The 18,960-nt window shown below is 70.1% G+C and carries 5 protein-coding genes; 1 reads left to right on the forward strand and 4 read right to left on the reverse strand.

Translation table 11 applies throughout. The features are described from left to right. The first annotated feature begins 166 nt into the window (after positions 1-166). The gene (locus tag I596_RS00750) at positions 167-8,500 is read left to right on the forward strand and encodes a GEVED domain-containing protein (RefSeq protein ID WP_067642773.1); all 8,334 of its coding nucleotides are present in this window, start codon (positions 167-169) and stop codon (positions 8,498-8,500) included. A gap of 308 nt (positions 8,501-8,808) precedes the next feature. Here the strand turns inward: I596_RS00750 and I596_RS00755 are convergent, their stop codons facing one another. From I596_RS00755 to I596_RS00770, 4 genes are all read right to left on the reverse strand, one after another. Next, complete coding sequence (locus tag I596_RS00755) at positions 8,809-12,363, reverse strand: S8 family serine peptidase (RefSeq protein ID WP_150131940.1); 3,555 nt, start codon at positions 12,361-12,363, stop codon at positions 8,809-8,811. An 88-nt stretch (positions 12,364-12,451) separates the two neighbouring features. Beyond that, complete coding sequence (locus I596_RS00760; protein WP_150131941.1) at positions 12,452-13,588, reverse strand: hypothetical protein; 1,137 nt, start codon at positions 13,586-13,588, stop codon at positions 12,452-12,454. Continuing rightward, positions 13,572-15,707, reverse strand: coding sequence for a DUF7933 domain-containing protein (locus I596_RS00765; protein ID WP_067642782.1), 2,136 nt, complete (start codon positions 15,705-15,707; stop codon positions 13,572-13,574). The genes I596_RS00760 and I596_RS00765 overlap by 17 nt, the downstream gene beginning before the upstream one ends. A 118-nt stretch (positions 15,708-15,825) precedes the next feature. After that, positions 15,826-18,753 carry a choice-of-anchor J domain-containing protein gene (locus tag I596_RS00770; protein WP_190278953.1) on the reverse strand — a complete coding sequence of 976 codons (2,928 nt, stop codon included), beginning with the start codon at positions 18,751-18,753 and terminating at the stop codon, positions 15,826-15,828. Between the last annotated feature and the right edge of the window lie 207 nt (positions 18,754-18,960).

Below are 18,960 nucleotides of genomic sequence, written 5' to 3' on the forward strand. Positions count from 1 at the left end.
ACCGTGAGCCGGTAACCAGGGGAAATCTATGGATCTGCTGCGCGAAGAAACGCAACGGCCGTCCGCCGCCGACACACTTTCCTTCACTCATCGTGGTCCTTGCCGCGATGGAGCGCCGCGACGCCTGCCTCCTGCGGCAGCCGGGAACCTGCTCCGGTCGGCGGCAATGGCCCTTCTCGCCGGTGCATTCGTCGTGCTGGCCGCACCCGCGGGCGCGACGACGGTGTGGGAGGACTACCAGGGACGTGCGAGTGTCCCGGGAAGCCCCGGAACGAGCGATCCGCCGTTGCCGGCCGCTGCCAACAACTACCTGAATCTCAGTGCCGGCGCGGTGAACAACCTGCGCGCGGTGTCCGCTGATCCGGCAAACGCGACGCGGACCGGCAGCAGCCCGGCGATCGACAACGGACTCAACGTCACGCTCTGCAACCTGGTCGACAATCCGAGCAGCACGGCCTGCGACCTGCTGCTCCAAGGGCGCGTCACCTATGCCCTGATCCGCTTCCCGACCGCAGGCACCTGGGCCCTCAGCGTCGCCCATGACGACGAGGTCGAGGTGCAGCTCTCGACCGACTACACCAACACCAACTACCGCAACGCCTCCTACGACATTCCGGTGGGCGCGATCGGTTCGTGGACCACTAGCCCGGCTGTTTTCGAATCGCTCGGCAACTTCACGGTCGGCCAGCCCGACAGCTGCGCGTTGCTGCGCATGTACTGGAACAATCAAGGCGGCATCAATTTCGCACGGCTGGCCTGGCGTACGCCGGCGTCGGCACCGGTGAGCGCTGGCGTGCTGATTCCCGCGGCGCAGTTGTTCGATCCGGGCGACCCGGCCAGCTCGGCCGGCTGCGCCGGGTCGATCACCGGCACCGGCACCAGCATCACGTTGAACAAGATCGTCGATTCCCGTGTCGACGTCGCGGACCAGTTCCGCGTGCGCGTCGCCAACGGCGGCAACGCCGGCGATTTCCGCGAGGCGATCACCGTCGGCAGCGGGATCGGCCAGCAGGCCAGCACCGGCGCGATGCCGGCGACGGCTGGTGTCGGCTACCGCCTGGTCGATGCGATGGCTTCCGGCAGCGCATCGACGCTCGACGCCTACCAGGCTTCGATCGAATGCACCCGCAACGGAACCCCGTTCGTGCCGACGCCGGTGTCGACGGGAACCGAGATCGTGTGGGAAGTGACGCCGGCTGCCAACGAACAGATCACCTGCAACATCACCAATGCCGCCGTCAGCGGCGGCGCGCCGATCTGCGCCAATACCAACATGAGTTCGCAGTGGCGGTTCGGCCAGTTCGCCGGCCTGGACTTCAGCAGCGGATTGGTCGTGGTCGTCCCGTCCGCGGTCAATACGCTCGAGGGCGTGGCCACCACCTCCGACAACGCCGGCAATCTCCTGTTCTATACCGACGGGCTGACCGTTTGGAACCGCAATGATGTCCCGATGCCGAACGGCACCGGCCTGTTCGGCGATCCGTCCTCCACGCAGTCCGCGTTGATCGTGCCGGTGCCGGGCAGCACCGACCGCTACTACCTGTTCGCCGCCAATCAGTCGTTCACGGGCACCGGCCGGATCAGCTACAGCATCGTGGACATGTCGCTCAACGGCGGCCTCGGCGACGTGACCGCTACCAAGAACGTCGTGCTGCAGTCCGCCAACCCCGCCGAGAGCCCGATCGTCCTGGGCAACGCCGCCGAGAAGCTGTCCGGCGTGGCCAAGGCCAACGGACAGGATGCCTGGGTCGTGACGAGCACCCAGAGCGGGTCGCAGCTGTACGTCTGGTCGGTCACCGCGTCCGGGGTCACGCTCGCCGCGTCGCCGGATCCCGGCGGCGCAGCCATCACGTTCTCCGGCGAGATGGATTTCTCCCCCGACGGCACGCGCCTGGCGCTGGCCAACGTCAATGCCGGCACGGTCCACGTCTACGACTTCGACACCACGACCGGCACGATCGGCAACAAGCGCGTCATCACCGGTGTGCCGAGTGCCTATGGCATGGAATTCTCGCCGAACAGCGCGGTGCTCTACGCGTCGCGTGGCGGCGCGACGGTGCAAAGCGTCTACCAGTTCGACATGACGGCGCCGACGTTCCCGTCGACGCCGGCCGACGCGACCGCGACGTTCGACAGCGCGGCCAACGGCTTCAAGGCGATCGAACTCGGCCCCGACGGCCGCCTCTACGTCGCGCAGGCGTCCGGCAGCCACACCGCGGTCAACGGCCTGGACATCGTCGCCTTCCCGGACGTGGTCGGAACCGGTGCCGGCTATTCGCAGAATCCCGGGATCTTCCCGCCCGGGTCGGCTTCGACCAGCGGCCTGCCCAACGGCTTCACCTGTCCGGTCACCGCACTGGCCGTGGACTGGGGCGACGCGCCGGCCAGCTACGGCACCTTGCTGGCCAACGACGGCCCGCGACACGGCATCCCGGGCTACGATCCGGTCGCGCACACCGCGCCGCTGATGCTCGGTGCGCGCATCGACGGCGATGCCGACGGCCAGCCCTCGGCCAATGCCGATGGCGACGATGCCACCGGCATCGACGACGAGGACGCCCTCAGCGGCCCCATCGTCCTGCAGCCGGGCGGAACGAGCATCACCCTGCAGGTCCCCGTGACGAATGCCACGGGCAGCGCGGCGACCCTCTACGCCTGGATCGACCTCGACGGCGACGGCGTTTTCGATGCCGGCGAGTTCACGTCGACGGCGGTCGCCGACGGCGCGACCAGCGCGACACTGGCCTGGACCGGCCTGGCCCCGCTCACCGACGGCCTCACCACCCATGCGCGACTGCGCCTCACGACGGCGGCGTTGCCGGCCGGCGCCGCACCGAATGGTGGCGACGCACGGGCGCTGGGCATCGCACCGGACGGCGAAGTCGAGGATCATCCGGTGGTCGTGGCGACGTCGGTGCCGCTCACCTGCGAGGTTCCGTACAAGGACACCTTCGGCGCCGGCGCCGGCCCCGGACCGGCGCTGCCGCTGGGGCGCACGACCTACACCTATACGACCTCCCCCGCGCCCAACGACGGCTTCTACACGATCAGCCCGGGCATCAACGGTCTCGGCGCGTGGTTCTCCGGCCCGGACCATACCGGCGATCCGGATGGACGGCTGATGCTGGTCAACGCCGGCGGGCCGGACGAGCGCTTCTTCGCCCAGAGCTTCACGAACCTGGTCGCCGGTGCGCGCTACGACTTCTCGGCGTGGATCACCAATGTCTGCAACCGCGGGGCATCGGCGTCCTGCGTGACGTTGCCGCAGGTCGAGTTCCGCATCATCGATCCGGCGACCGGCGCCGTGCTGCAAAGCCTGGACACCGGCCCGATCGCCCACTCGACCGTGCTGCAGTGGAACCACTACAGCCTGACCTTCGTCGCCAGCCAGCCGACCGTGCGCCTGGAACTGGTCAACCGCGTGCCGGCCGCACCCGGCTACAGCGGAAACGACCTCGCGCTCGACGACATTGCGATCGGACAGGTCTGCGAGCTCGGCGATGCGCCGGACAGCTACGGCACGCTCAACGCCAGCGACGGCGCCGGTCATGTGCTGCAGGGCCCGATGCTGGGCGCCGCGCGTGACGGCGAGAATGACGGTGTTCCCGGCCCCGGCGCCGACGGCGACGACCTCAACGGTATCGACGACGAGGACGCCTTCACCGGCCCGATCACGCTGGCGGCCGGCAGCGGTCCGCATACGCTGGCGGTTCCGGTGTCCAACATCGCGATCGCGACCCATCTGTATTGCTGGATCGATTTCGACGGTAACGGCAGCTTCGACGACGACGAGGCGGCCACGGTGACGCTCGCGTCGGGGGCCACCAGCGGTACGTGCTCGTGGCCGGGCGGCGCGAGCCAGGCGCTCGGTTTCGGCCAGAACACGTATGCCCGTTTCCGCGTCACGACCGTCGAGCTCGGCAACACCGGTTTGCCGGGTGCCCAGGACAGCCGTTCGATCGGCGTCGCGCCCGATGGTGAGGTCGAGGATCATCGCGTCGTGACGCCGACGGCCCCGTCGGTGGCGCTGACCAAGGCGCTGACCGGTGAATCGGGCAGCGCGGCCGGCCAGGCCGAGCCGGGCGAGCAGCTGACCTACACGATCACGCTGGCCAATACCGGCGGCAGCGCCGCCACCGGCTACGGCGTGACCGACGCGCTCGATCCGAACACCAGCTTCGTCAGTGCCAGCAACGGTGGCAGCCATGCGGCCGGTGTGGTGACCTGGACCAACCTCACCGTCCCGGCGGGTGGCAGCCTGACGCTGACCGTGGTGGTGACCGTCAACGACCCGCTGCCGGCCGGCGTGAGCCAGATCGCCAACGTGGCCTACGAGACCGGCACGACGCCGCCGGCGTGTCCGCCTGCGGGTGGGCAGTGCGTGGTGATCCCGACCGCGCCGTCCGTTTCCCTCACCAAGGCGCTGACCGGTGAGTCGGGCAGCGTGACCGGCCAGGCCGAGCTGGGCGAGCAGCTGACCTACACGATCACACTGGCCAACGCCGGCGGCAGCGCCGCCACCGCCTACGGCGTGACCGACGCGCTCGACCCGAACACCAGCTTCGTCAGTGCCAGCAACGGTGGCAGCCATGCGGCCGGTGTGGTGAGCTGGACCAATCTCACCGTGCCGGCGGGTGGCAGCCTGACGCTGACCGTGGTGGTGACCGTCAACGACCCGCTGCCGGCCGGCGTGAGCCGGATCGCCAACGTGGCCTACGAGACCGGCACGACGCCACCGCCGTGCCCGCCCGCGGGCGGGCAGTGCGTGGTGATCCCGACGGTGCCGCAGCTGAGCGTGGCCAAGTCGGCCGGTACGCCGACCGCAACCGGCACGCCGGGCCAGTTCACGCTGGCCTACACGATCACCGTCGGCAACGCCGGTGGCAGTGCCGGCCAGTACGACCTGTCCGATACGTTCGACTTCAACGGCGCCACGGTGACCGCGGTGACGACGCCGGCCTATGCCAGCAGCACCGGCGACATCCAGGACGGCATCCCCGGCGGCTTCGGCGCGCCGGCCGGCGGCACGATCGTGACCGGCGAGACGCTCGGCGCGCTCGGCAGCGAGACCTGGACCTACACGGTGACCTATCTGCTGGACGACCCGGTAACGGCGGCCGACTGCGCCGATCCGGCCGGTGGCCTGCGCAACCGCGCGGCACTCGGCGGGGGAGCGAGCGGTGCTCCGCCGGCGACGACCTGTACCGGCGCGCCGAACGTGAACCTGCTCAAGACCGCCGGCGCTCCGGTGCCGACCGGCACGCCGAACGAGTTCACGCTGGCCTACACGGTCGAGGTGAGCAACACCGGCAGCCTGGCGGGGCTCTACACGCTGGGCGATACGCTGACGTTCGCCGGCGCGACGGTGACGGCGATCAGCACGCCGGTGTTCGCCTCGTCGACCGGCGATCCGCAGGACGGCACGCTGGGTGCGTTCGCCGCACCGGCGGGCGGCACGATCGTGACCGACGAACCGATCGCCGCCAGCGGCGCGGAGCGCTGGGCGTATACGGCGACCTACGTGGTGACCGATGCGGGCGCGGCGCAGGACTGCGCCGATCCGGCGGGCGGCCTGCGCAACCGGGCGGACCTGGGCGGCAGCTTCAGCGGCCAGTCCAGCACCTGCACCGGCGCGGCGGCGGTGGTGCTCGGCAAGAGCGCCAGCGGCCCGACGCCGACCGGCACCGCCAACGAGTACGCGATCGACTACCTGGTCAGCGTGCAGAACAACGGCACGCTGGGCGGCGTCTACGATCTGGCCGACACGTTCACGTTCCCGGGCGCCACGATCAGCGCGGTGAGCGCGGTGACGCACGGTGGCGGTGATCCGCTGTCCACGCCGCTGGGTACGCTGACGGTGGCCGGCGGGACGATCGTGACCGGCGAGACGATCGCGGCCGGCGGCGAGGAGACCTATGCCTACCGGGTGACCTTCACGCTCGACAGCGTGGCCGGCGTCGGCACGTGCAGCGCCAGCGGCGGCCTGCGCAACCGGGCGGCCCTCGGCGGCAGCGCGGCCGGGCAGGTCGAGACCTGCACGAACGTGCCGGACCTCGCGGTCAGCAAGACCGCGACCGGTCCGGTGCCGACCGGCGTGAGCGGCCAGTATGAGATCACCTACACGGTCGACGTGATCAACGCCGGCGAGGCAGCCGGGACCTACGACCTGGCCGACGCGTTCGCGTACGCCGGGGCGACGGTCGACGCCGTCAGCGCGGTGGTGCATGCGGGCCTGGACCCGCTGGCGACGACGCTGGGCACGTTGACGGCAGCCGGCGGGACGATCGTGACCGGCGAGACGATCGCGGCCGGTGGCGGCGAGAGCTACACCTACACGGTGACGTTCACGCTGACCGACCCGGCGGCCGCCAGCGACTGCGCCGATCCGGCCGGCGGCCTGCGCAACCGGGCCACGCTCGGCGGCAGCGCCACCGGCGAGGCGGCGACCTGCACCGGCGCGCCGGACGTGACGCTGGCCAAGGCCCTGACCGCCGAGTCGGGCAGCCAGGCGGGGATCGCCGAACCGGGCGAGCAGCTGACCTACACGATCACGCTGACCAACGCCGGCGGTGCCGATGCGGTCGGCTACGGCGTGACCGACCCGCTCGATGCGAACGTGAGCTTCGTCAGTGCCGACAACGGCGGCACGCACGCCGGCGGCGTGGTCACCTGGACCAACCTGACGGTGCCCGCCAACGGAACGCTGGCGCTGACGGTGGTGGTGACGGTGAATGACCCGCTACCGGCCGGCGTGACCGAGGTCGCCAACGCGGCGCACCAGACCGGTACACCGCCGCCGGACTGCACGGCGACGCCGCTGCCGCCCAACTGCACGATCACGCCGACTCCGGCGGTGGTGGCGATCGCCAAGGCGCTGGCCGGCGAATCGGGCAGCCTGGCCGGCGTGGCCGAGGCCGGCGAGCAGCTGACCTACACGATCACGCTGACCAACAGCGGCGGCTCGGATGCCGTCGGCTACGCGGTCAGCGACCGCCTGGACCCGAACACGGCCTTCGTCAGCGCCGACAACGGTGGCGTGCATGCCGCCGGGGTCGTCACCTGGACGGTGACCGTGCCGGCCAGCGGCAGCATCACGCTGACCGTCGTGGTCGCGGTCAACGACCCGCTGCCGGCCGGCGTGACCCAGGTGGCCAACGTCGCCTACCAGACCGGCACCACCCCGCCGCCGTGTCCGCCTGCGGGTGGGCAGTGCGTGGTGATCCCGACCGAGGGCGCCGTGGTGATCGCCAAGGCGCTGGCCGGCGAATCGGGCAGTGCGCCGGGTGTGGCCGAGCCGGGCGAGCAGCTGACCTACACGATCACGCTGACCAACACCGGCGGCAGTGCCGTCGCGGGTTACGCGGTCAGCGATCGCCTGGACCCGAACACCAGCTTCGTCAGCGCGACGAATGGCGGCGTGCACAACGCCGGCGTGGTGACCTGGACGGCGACGGTGCCGGCCAACGGTAGCGTGACGCTGACCGTCGTGGTGGCGGTCAACGACCCGCTGCCGGCGGGTGTGACCCAGGTGGCCAACGTCGCCTACCAGGCCGGCACCACGCCGCCGCCGTGCCCGCCGGGCGGGCCGCAGTGCGTGGTGATCCCGACCGAAGGTGCGGTGCTGGTCGCCAAGTCGGTCACCGACGCCGGCGGCAACGGGCTGGCCGAACCGGGCGAAACGCTGACCTATGCGATCGTGCTGACCAACACCGGCGGCAGTGCGGTGACCGGCTACGGGCTGACCGACGCGCTCGACCCGAACACGGGTTTCATCAGTGCCGACAACGGCGGCGTGCATGCCGGCGGTGTGGTCACCTGGGCCAATCTGACGATCCCGGCCAGCGGCACGCTGAGCGTGACGGTGGTGGTGACGGTCAACGACCCGCTGCCGGCCGGTGTCGGGCAGATCGCCAACGTAGCCCACGAGGCCGGCACGCCCCCGCCGGTCTGCACGGCCGTGCCGGCACCGGCCAATTGCGCAACGATCCCGACGCCGACACGGCCGCAGGTGCAGGTGACCAAGACGGCGAGCGCCTCGAGCGTGAGCCCGACCGGCTCGGTGGTGTACACGGTGACGGTGGCCAACGTGGGCAGCGTCGATGCGGCCAACGTGACGGTCAGCGATCCGCTGCCGGCGGGCATCAGCAGCTACGTCTGGACCTGCGCGGCCGCCGGCGGTGCGGTTTGCCCGAACGCCAGCGGCAGCGGCGCGCTGGCCGAGACGATCGCGACCCTGCCGGCCGGCAGTACCGTGGTCTACACGATCCACGCGACGATCGGCGGCAATCCGCCGGGGTCGATCGTGAACGTGGTGACGCTGACGCCGCCGGGCGATGCGGTGTGCGCGCCGGGGAACACGCCGCCGCCGTGCCGGGCCGATGTGCCGATCACGGTGGCGCCGCCGCGCGAACCGACGCCGGTACCGGTGGACAGCCGCTGGATGCTGCTGGTGCTGGGCTTGCTGCTGATGGCCGGCGCGCTGTGGGAGCAGCGCCGCTGACGCACTCCGCGACGGCGCCCGCAGGTCCGGGCGCCGCATGAATCCACCTCCGCCGCCGGAGCGATCCGGCGGCTTTTTTTGTCCGGATCGGGCCTGGACGCCGGGGCCGGCGCAGGACCGGCAGCGGGGAGCTCGCCGCAGATGCGGGTTCCAGGCGGTGCAGCCCGGCGTCGACGTGCGCGTCGCGGCACATGAGGCGTCATGGCTCTGTGCGACGAGGGGATCGACCTCGGTCTGCTATGCCAGCACCGACCACGCACCGGCGGGCGCGCGCCGGCTGTTCGACGAAACGATCGTGCCGCGCCCGCTCACGGCGGGTTCGCGATGCATCCCGTCACGCGCACGTCGTCGATCGCCCAGTTCGGATCGGCGCGGTGCTGCAGCCGGTCCTGCCCGAGGCGGAAGCGGACCCTTACGGTCTGTCCCGCATGGTCGCCCAGGTCGATCACCGTCTTGGTGTACGGCCGCGGGTCGCCGCACCAGGCATCCCTGCCGCCGAGCGGATTGCCGAAACTCGACGTCAGCGCGCCGTCGTACGGGTTCGAGAGGAAACGGTCGGCGACGGCGGTCCACGTGCTGCCGCCATTGGTGGACAGTTCGAGCAGGCCGCCGTCGTAGCAGCCGCCGGAAGTGACGGTCTTGAGTTGCTGACGGTTCCAGAACGAGAGGCTCAACCGATCGAAGCCGGACGGCAGGGTGATCGCCGGTGTGGCGAGCCAGGTGTCGTTCGCCGTACCGATGGCGGGTGGCGACGCCTGCCACGCGCGCGTGCCCGTGTGCGCCGCCCCGCCCAGCGTCCAGAGGTCTGTGCTGCCGGCCGCCGCGCCGTGCGTCCAGCCCGGCGCACCGCTTTCCAGCGTGTCCTCGAACACGATCGCCGGCGTTTCGTTCCAGGCGCATTCGCCGGGTGCCGCCCGGGTCGAGAACGACTTCACGGTGGACGCTGAAACTTCGAATCCATCGACGAAGACCGTATCGTCGGACGGAACGGCGGGCGCGCTGCCGCAAGGATTGACCGCGATCACCCGCCAGAAGTAGCGCGAGCCCGGGTCGAGCGCCTCGGTCGCCTCCAGCGTCCACTGCGTGAGGCGGGTTTCGTGAGAACCCACGACCTGCGTGAACGCGATGTCCGTCGCGATCTCCACCCGGTAGTGGTGTGCCGCCGCGACCGCCGTCCAGGAGAGCGTCGGTGTCGTCGTCAGCTCGCTGGCGCCATCGGCGGGCGAGGTCGTCGTCGTCGCCGTCGGCGCCCGGTCGAACACGGACAGATCCAGGTCGAGCGTCCGCGTGGTGGTGCCGGAGACCGCTTCGATCCAGAGCGGGTAGCGGCCCGCCGCGGCCGCGGTGCCGGCCTGCAGGCTCAGGATCGCCGTTGCCGGTGGCATCGCCGGATTCGGGCTGAACGTGGTGACGATTCCGGCCGGCTGTCCGGATGCGCGCAGTGTCACCGGTTCGGCGTAGCCGTTGACCTGGCCCACCGTGAATGCGATCGGCACGGTGCTGCCGGCGCACAGCAGCGGCGCGTCCGGCGGGGACTCGAGTGTGAAGGTCGGAACGCGTTCGCAGTTCGAGCAGACCAGTGCGAAATCCTGATCGGTCTCATCGCCATGGTGGGGCACCCCGTCGCCGGCGATGTTGGCTGCGACGACGCTGACCGAGAACTCGCCCTGCGGCCCCGCCGGCAGGAACACCGCCTCGTAGTTGCTTCGGCTGTCCGGGTTGCCACCCGGCGCGCTCCACTGCCCATCGAACCGGTTGCCGAGCCAGGTCTGGCCGGCGGCCTCGACGACCAGGTTCAGGTCGTTGACCTGCGGGCTCGCGCCGAGCATGCCGGGCGCGTCGGTGTAGGCGAGGGTGATCCTCACCGGCCGGCTCGGATCGGCGACGCGCAGGCGATACTCCCGCGACGCCCCGCTCTCGTCGAACACCTCGCTCTGGTCGACGATGAACTTGGGCGTCGCATCGAACATCGCCGACATGTCCGGCATGCCGTATCCCTGGCCGCGCCCGGGCAGGGTGTCGTTCGCGCTCACGCCGGTCAGGTAGGTCGGGTGAGCCATCAGCCATGCCTTCATCAAGGCCGGACTCGGCGCGCGTGCGCCACCGATCTGATCGATCGATCCTGCGGCCGCGCCGGCACCACCGTGCTCGATCCACCAGTAGGCGAGCGAAGCGACGCCGGAAACGGCGGGTGTCGAATGGCTGGTGCCGCTGGAATAGGTGAAGAGCGTCTGCAACGGGTTCTGCGGGTAGTACTGCACGCAGACGCCACCGCCGGTGTAGCCGGCGAAGACCGGGGCCGCGGCCTGGACGTGAGTGCCGGGCGCGACCAGTTCCGGTTTTGCGCGTTGTCCGGGAGCTGGGCCGCGGCCCGAGAACGGAGCGATGTTCTGCGGGTTGTTGGCCGGATCGTTGCTGCAGATGTTGCCCGGCGGCGTCGCGAACGGACGCAGGTTCTCCGACGCGCCGACCGTGATGACATTCTTGCCGGCACCTGGCGAGCTGACGGTGGCTGCGCCCGGACCGGCATTGGACGCGGCGAACACGTAGATCATTTCCTGATTGCCCGGGGTGCCGGGATCGGCGTCGCGCACGCCGGCGTCGTACGCCTGATCGGAGGCGTCGTAGACCGTCGGTACCGGATTGGCGCCCCAGGAGTTGGAGCTGATGCGTGCACCGGAGCGCCAGTTGCGCAGGATCACGCCCTGGTCGCTGCCGCCGCAGCGGCTGACGTCGTAGGTCTGCGGGTTGCCGGAGAAGATGGTGGTCGAGCCGACGCGTGCGAACGGATTGATGCCCAGGCCCAGCCGCTGCCCGTCGGCATCCTGGTAGGGATAGCCCGTGCTCTGGTCGTAACCGGCGACGATGCCGGCGTTGAGCGAACCGTGGCCGTCGTAGGCGCCCACGGTCGCATCCGGTCTCGACGAGCAGTTGGTGAAATGGTTCACCCGTGCGGGTCGGGTCGGGTCGCCGTCCACGCGCAGGAAGCGGTCGACGGTGTTCAGTACCGTCACACCGGTGCCGCCTTCGTCGATCGTGGAGTCGGTGACGTCGACGATCGGGTAGGCGGCCGGATCGCGCGAAAAGCCGCGGTCGAGCAGGAATTGCAGGTAGCTGGGGGAGGCCGGCCCCGGCTGCGGGTCGCCCGCGAGCAGAAGGCCTTGCTTCTCGTCCATCAGCACGCGCGGGGCACGCAGTCCGACGAAGGTGACGTCCGTTCGTTCGGCGATCGCGGCGATGTCGGACAAGCGCACGCGCAGGTCGAGGTTTTCGAATCTCAGGACCGGTGCCCACTGCAGATCGGCGCCGCCGCCGAGCGGCCCCTGCTGCAAGGGTGACAGCAACGCCGCCGCAGCGATGAACTGCCGGGTGGCGGCGGCACCCGGATGGGTGTGGATCTGCACGGTGATGTCGACCTCGTCCATTCCGGCAGCGACGCCGGAGAGCCGCGCAGCCAGCTCCGGGGCGAGCTTCTGGAAGCCGAGGAACGGTGCCGCGTAGCGCAGCCAGGACGTCGAGCCGCGAAGGCCGGCCAGACGGGCCTGTGCGGTTTCGTCGGCCCAGACCAGGTAGCCGTTGCTCGGCACGTACTGCAACGGTGTGACGCCCTGCGCCTTCAGTTCGTCGAGCCAGGCCTGCCGTACGGGTCCTGCGAACTGCACGAGCTGCAGGCCGGGGCCCGCGCTGGGTGAGGACAGGAAGCCGGCGGGAACCTGCGTGACGCCGACGCGCGTGTCGATCGGATGCGCGGTGAACTGGAGAATGGACGCTTCGTCGTCAGCCGTGGTGGCCGCGCGGACAGCGGTAACGAAGGGGCCGGCGCCGAGCGCCAGCACGATTGCGGTTGCGAGACGGGATGGCATGACGAATCCGGATTCCGGGGCGCCTACCCGCGAGCGGACACGGCGCCTGCTGATGATGGGAAGGGAGAGCAGGGGGCGCTCGGTCTCGTCAATCGACTCGCCGTGCGTCCGAGGTCGTGTGCTGCGGGACCGCTTCGCCCGGTGCCTGCGGCACGTCGACGACGAACGAATCGAAGCGTCCCCGATACTGCCCCCAGCCGCCGAGACGCCTGCCGTCGCCGCTCACGCCGGTCACGGCGGCCAGCGTCCAGCCGGCGGGAACGGCGACGCCCTGGTCGGCCAGCCACACCTGCAGCGGCCGGAAGCCCGAATCGATGCTCCAGACGATGGCCAGCCGTTCCGCTCCGGTGCCGGCGCTTCCGGCGAGGAGGCGGCCGTCGTCGCTGCCGACGAAGAGGCGCTGCGGCGACGGCAGGTCGGTCGCGCGCTCCAGCGGTTGGGGGGGCGCTCCGCTCTGCCAGCGGTAGGGCCGGCCGATGCCGTTGTCGCGTTCGCCGTCCACGCCCAGCATCACGCTGAGGTCGCGATTGCCGCCGAGCACCTCGCCGAGCGATGCACCGTCGTCCGGCCGCTCCGGTGGCGTGGCCGAGCCCCGCTGCCAGAGCATGCCGTTGCGAATGCCTTCGGCGGACTGGATCCAGCCGTAGATGCGCTGGCCATCCGCGCTGATTCCGCTGGCACGCGCCGCGGCGCTGCCCGCGGGCAGCGGCAGCGCGCGCATGCCCCGTTCGGTCGTCCACTCGAAAGCGAGCGAACGCTGCTCGGGGTTGTTGGCGGTGCCGACGATGCGCGGCTCGTCGGAAATCCCCAGCGCCATGCTGACCAGCCCGCCCTGCCCGGCCGTGTCCGGCAACCCGCCGAGGCGCACGAGCTGGCCGGAAGCGTCCCAGTAGCTGGCCACCTCGCGCTGGCCGGCATCCAGTGAAGACCCCGCCACGAAACGGCCCGATGCGGACAGGGCGCGCACCGAGATGGCGCTTGGCAGGAGTTGGGCGCCGGTCTCTTCCGACCAGCGGAAGCCGCCGCTCTCGGCGCCGACGAGGCTGCCGGCACCGGACCGGCCATCATGCGAGAGGGCCAGCAGCTGGCTGCCCGGCAGGCCCAGGGGGTTGAACCCCGTTGCCGAGACGGCCGCCGGCAGGCAAGCCGCCAGCAGCAGCCACGCCGATCGGGTCGCCAGCACGGTCATCGGGCGTGGCCGCCCCTGTCTATGCGTCGAAGCCATCGAAGAAGATCCGGTCGGTCGTCGCGGGTGTCACGACCAGGCCCGCCTGAGCGGCATCGGTATTGCTGCCGAAGTCGGTCACGAGGGCGCCGGCCGGGATGCGATTCAAGTAGCTGCCGGCCTCCTTCGAGGTCACCCGCACCGAAATCGTGCAGGTCCCGCCTGGAATCTGCGCGCCGGCGTGCAGCGTGACCGCGCCGCCGCCGGGAGCGGCGTCCAGCGTACCGCCGGGGCAGGTCGTCGCCGCGTTGGCCGGGTCGGCGATCGTCAACCGGGTCGGCAGGTTGTCGGTCAGTGGCGCCGTCAGGGTGGCCGCATTCGGATAGCTGTTGGCCAGCGTGATCGTGAGGAGCGCGCTCTGCCCGGTGCTGATCGCCATGGGCGTGAACGCTTTGGACACCGTCGGTGCAATCGCCTGGCCGCTGACGGTCAGGACGGCGGTGGCGGCATCCGGACTGGCGCCGGCGCTGGTCTGCAATGCGCCTGCCGGAATGACGTTGGTGAACGTGCCGGCGGTATGGGCAATCACCGTCGCGGTCACCGTGCAGGAGCCCGATGCCGGGATGCGCGCGCCGCTGGCGAGGCCGAGGCTCGCCGAGCCTGCGCTCGCGATCACGCTGCCGTCAGGACAGGTGGTGGAGGCGTTCGGCGGATTGGCCAGGATCACCGGCGCCGGCAGGGCGTCGGTCAGGTCCGCGATCAAGGTGGCATCGGTCGAGTCGGTATTGACGAGCGAGAGGGTCAGCGTGCTGAGGCCGTTGGTGCGGATCGTATTGGGTTGGAACTGCTTGCTGACGCCGGGCACGCTGTTGGCCTGCTGCTGCTCGAACGCGCCGATGTCGGCGGCAGCGCCGGCGACGCGTGCGTATCCCAGGCCGCGTTGGTCGAAGCCCAGGCCGAGCGGATTGCTCCCCTGGTCGATCGCGGGGCTGCCGACGCCGAGCGCATGCGTCCGGGTGGGACCGCCGTTGTCGGCCAGCGGCAGAAGCCCGGGATCGAGCTGGATCGTGTCCGGCGGCAACTGATTGGTCGACGCGACGACCAGGTTGTGCGCTCCGGTCACGTCGACGCGCTGGATCTGGAAATCGCACGGCGAGCCGTTCACCGTCGAGGTGTTCCCGGCCAGCAGCGAACTGTCCATGCTGGCGCTGGCGAGACGTTGGCCGCCCAAGCGCAGGCCGGCGCAGCCGGTGTTGGTCTTGTTGAAGGCGATCGTGCTGTTGGACATCCGCAGCGCCATGTTGGCGATGTAGGCGGCGCCGTTGACGTCGGCGGACTGATTGCCGGAGATCGTGCTGTTGACGATGGTCGCCGTGCCGGTGGCCGGGTTGGCTTCCGAGTAGGCGAGCATGCCACCCGAGTTGAACCCGGCCTGGTTGCCGGAAATGGTCGAATCGGTCAGCGACAGGCTGCTGCCGTGGGTCCAGATGCCGCCACCCATGTAGGCGCTGTTGCCCGCCACGGTGGTCGACCGGAGCGTGAGCAGGCCGCGCGTCCAGATGCCGCCGCCGTGATAGCCGTAGTTGTTGCTGACGATCGAGTCGGCCAGCGTGACGTCACCTTTCACGTAGAGGCCGCCGCCCTTTACGTACGGCTCGCCGGCGGTCGTGCAGCCGGTCACCGAGATCGCGGTCGCGTCGAGCTTGCCGGCCGAATAGACACAGCCGCCCGGTGTGGAGGTGTGGCCGTCGACCAATGCCAGCCCGTGTACCGACAGCGTGCCGGTGCCGCGATGGTCGAGAACGCCCGAGCTGCCGGCGCCGCTGATCGCGAGATTGGCGGCACCCGGGCCGGTCAGGGTGAGATCGCTCTGCACGATGGGAATCGCGCCGTTGGTCAGCGTGATCGTGCTGCAGTGCAGTTGGGTCAGGTCGATGCTGTCGTCGCTGACCGCGCCGGCGACGGCGTGGCGCAGGGTGCCGGGCGAGCCGTCGTCGGCACAGCTGGTGACGGCGACGGTGGCGGCCGGCGTGGGCGACAGGCGCACCGGCAGATCGCGCCGTGGCGCTGCGTGGCCGATGATCGGCACGCCCAGTGGCAGTGCGAGCGCCAGGGCCAGGCCGGCGACGAGCGGGCGGGGGCGAAACGGCGCACGGGCGCGTGAATGCGGAAGCGTCATAAGAGGTCCTCCCGGAATGGGAACGAGGGGCCTGCCGGCCCGCTTCGGCAAGGAAGCGGGTGGCAGTCCGTCAATCGATGGGCGTGCGAAGGCTTCGGCGCAGGGCCGGAGCCGCGATTCAGTGGGATCCGCCGTCGAAGCCGTCGGCGAAGATGCGTTCGCCGCCATCGCCTACGGTCAGCGTCACCGGCAGGCTCCGACGCCGCTGCATCGGATCGTTGCTGTAGACGCACAGATGGGCGGTGTAGGTGCCGTCGGCCAGACCGGACGCATCGACGCGCAGCTCGACCGCGGCGCCGTTCGTGCCGGCCAGCTGCGAACCGCTGGCGGGCGTGGCCTGCAGCCACGACACGTTGGCCGGATCCATGCAGGCATGGCGTGCCGGATGCGCGATCGCCAGCGCGTCCCAGATCGTGTCGAAGCCGTCGATGCCGAGGATCCGGCTGACCTTTTGCGCCTGCCCGGTAGCGGTGTCGATCGTGTACAGCGTCGCGGTATCCGGGACACAGCTGGTCTTCGAGCTGAAGTAGAGCGTGTCGCTGGCATGGTCGAAGGCGAGGCCGGCGGCGCAGTTCGCATCGAAACCGAGTGAGCCGATCGGCTGAGCCGCGCCGCTGGCCTTGTCGATGGCGACCAGCGCGTCCAGTGCGATGTCCACGCCGTAGAGGTTGCCCTGCGCATCGAAGGCGATGTCGATGAGGCCGGGCGCATCGATCGTGCTGCCGATGCGGCGCGCGACGGCGGTGGCCGGATCGATCGTCCACAAGGTGCTGGTCTGGCCATCGGCCGAAGACAGATAGACCACGCCCGAGGTCGGATCCTGCTTCAGTCCGGTGATGCCGTTGACGGGGACGTCGGCGACGCCGACGACCCTGGGGCGTGCGTACATCTGGGTCAGGTCGAGTGAAACGAGCTGGTTGTTGAACGTGTCGAAGGCGTAGAGCGTGCGAAAGTCGTCGTCGAGGAAGGTCGCGCCGACCAGCAACGAATCGGCTTCCAGGTAGCCGACGATGCGCGCCGAATCGTTCACGTTGTGCGGGTCGAAGGACCACAGGTAGGGACCCTGCGAGAGGGACACCGCATAGCCAGGGCCACCCTCGCCTAACGTCGGCATCGCGGCTTCGGTCACGGGCGTCGTCGTCGAGGCCTCCGGAAGGCCCAGGCGGGTCAGCGCCGGGTCGGCAAGCGGGGCGACCGTCGCGGCCTGCGCGGGACGGCTGCCCGACGGGGTGGCACGCAGCGACCAGTCCAGTCGCCCGCTACCGTCGTTGCGGATCGACAGCGCTGCCGTGCCGCTGCCGTGCGAGGGCGTGCTGACTCGGATCTCTTGCGTGTCGAGCGCCAGCTTCGGTTGGGCGGCATTGACGCTCACGCGTCGCGTCGCCGTGTGCGTGATCGGCCTGGCGGGCGTCCAGACGATCTGCCCGGTGTCGCCGAGATTGCCGTTGCCGGGGAATACGTTGGCCAGGAACTGGTCCTGCACGCCGGTCGCGAAGCCTTGCGAGGTGTCGCCGTAGTTGCCGGCGTACCGGTACTCGATCGTGTCGCTGGTCTCGTTGAGGATGACCTGCATCGTCACCGGGCCGTCGTGGTACGTCTGCACGTCGCTCCACTGCACGATGAAGCGCCGGTTGGGTGCCGTGCCGATCGTCTTCTGATAGAAGCGGCCGGTGACGATGGAGGCTGGGTTCAGCCACAGCGGTGCCAGCGCCGGCCCGGCGATCAGATTGGGTGAGGGCAATCGTCCAAAGATGAAATTGCTGCCGCAGAACGTGGTGACGGACACGAACAACCCCTGCGTCAGCAGGCAGTACTGGCGGATCCGCTGATTGTTGAGAAGAAAGTCGAAGTCCGGCGGAAACGCCTGGATCGGCGAAGAGCCCGCCCCGTTGTTCGGAATCGGCGTGCCGTCGCTGATGTCGATGAATTCGGCCGGGGTGGGCGTGGCGACGTAGGTGTAGCCTTTCGGATCGGCCTGCGCGGTCCAGGTCGCCGACGGCGCCTGCGACTCGCCGATCGTCACGATGCGGTTGTACTGGTGGGTCTGGCCCGGCGCCAGCGTCACCGGTTTCTCGGTCAGCAGGGGGCCGGTGAGGTCATCGCGCAGGGAGTGGTAGCTCAGGGTGTCGCTGCCGTGATTGGTGACGCGGTAGCAATAGTTGACCTGGTCGCCGACCGTGACGTTGATCGTGGTCTCGGTGCCGCAGGCCTGCGGATCGTCGGGATTGGCGGCAGCCACCGTATAGGTGAGATCGAGCGCGTCGTTCGCGCCGTCGGCGGCGGTGACCGCGACGCGGTCGAGCCCGACGAGGTTGCCGCGTGTTCCGCCGTCTCCGGCATCGTGCACATAGTGGCGGAACGCGATCCGGCCGTTGCCGCCGGTCGGCACGCCTTCGGCGAAGCCGAGCGTGTAGCGGGTCCACTCCTCGGGAAACACGCCGGCCGCTTCCGCCGGGTTGATGTCGAGCAGCAGGAGGGTGAAGTCGCCCACGTCCTCCGGTCCGGTGCCGACGTTCGAGCAGGGGCCGCTGTTGCAGGCGCGGACCTGCAGGCGGTCCGGATAGCTGCTGTCGGGCTTGGTGCGTGCGAAGAACGACAGCGTGGAGCCGGGTCCGAACTCGACCCGCGGGGTCACGATCCAGTTGCTGATCGTGCCGCCGTTGGTCTGGGTCGTGGCGTAGGTGGACAGCACGCAGGAGCCGTCCGGACCGTCGGCGGCGTCCCATGCGCCGAACTCGCGCACCGGCACGCAGGGCCACCAGTACGAGTCGGGCCTGTCGCTGCTGTTCTGGCGGATCCAGCCGTTGGCGAAGATGCCGCCGCCGAAGACGTTGACCTGCTCGAAACCCTCGTTGACGGCCACCGGGTTGCCGGTCGCAGCGGGAGCGGCGGGATTCGGTGTCGGCCCGCGGCGGTCGACCGTGCCGTCGCCGGGACGCCCCTGCCGCGCGGGGCCGTCCTCGCTCGCGTGGACGCGGCCGATGAGGGGCGCGGCTGCCACGAGCAGGCCGGTCGAAAGAAGGATTGGTATCGCGATGCGTTTCACGTCGTAGCTCCCCATGCCTGAACCGGATCGGTGCCGCGATGCACCGCGGCAGTCACGCGAGGCGTGATCACCGGATCATGTGACCCGCTCGGGTAATTGGCAGTCGCGCTGCGCCACAAAGGTCGCCGCATCGTTCCAACCAACTTCCACATCGGCTCCAAATGCCTCGCAAATGGCTGACCCGGCGGGTTTTTTGCCGGACCCGGC

Source organism: Dokdonella koreensis DS-123, assembly GCF_001632775.1.
GTDB classification, from domain to species: Bacteria; Pseudomonadota; Gammaproteobacteria; order Xanthomonadales; family Rhodanobacteraceae; genus Dokdonella; species Dokdonella koreensis.

Excerpts from the sequence above, each read along its gene's own strand:
- I596_RS00750 (WP_067642773.1), top strand. The coding sequence starts at position 167 with ATGGCCCTTCTCGCCGGTGCATTCGTCGTGCTGGCCGCACCCGCGGGC.
- I596_RS00755 (WP_150131940.1), bottom strand. The coding sequence starts at position 12,363 with ATGCCATCCCGTCTCGCAACCGCAATCGTGCTGGCGCTCGGCGCCGGC.
- I596_RS00760 (WP_150131941.1), bottom strand. The coding sequence starts at position 13,588 with ATGGCTTCGACGCATAGACAGGGGCGGCCACGCCCGATGACCGTGCTG.
- I596_RS00765 (WP_067642782.1), bottom strand. The coding sequence starts at position 15,707 with ATGACGCTTCCGCATTCACGCGCCCGTGCGCCGTTTCGCCCCCGCCCG.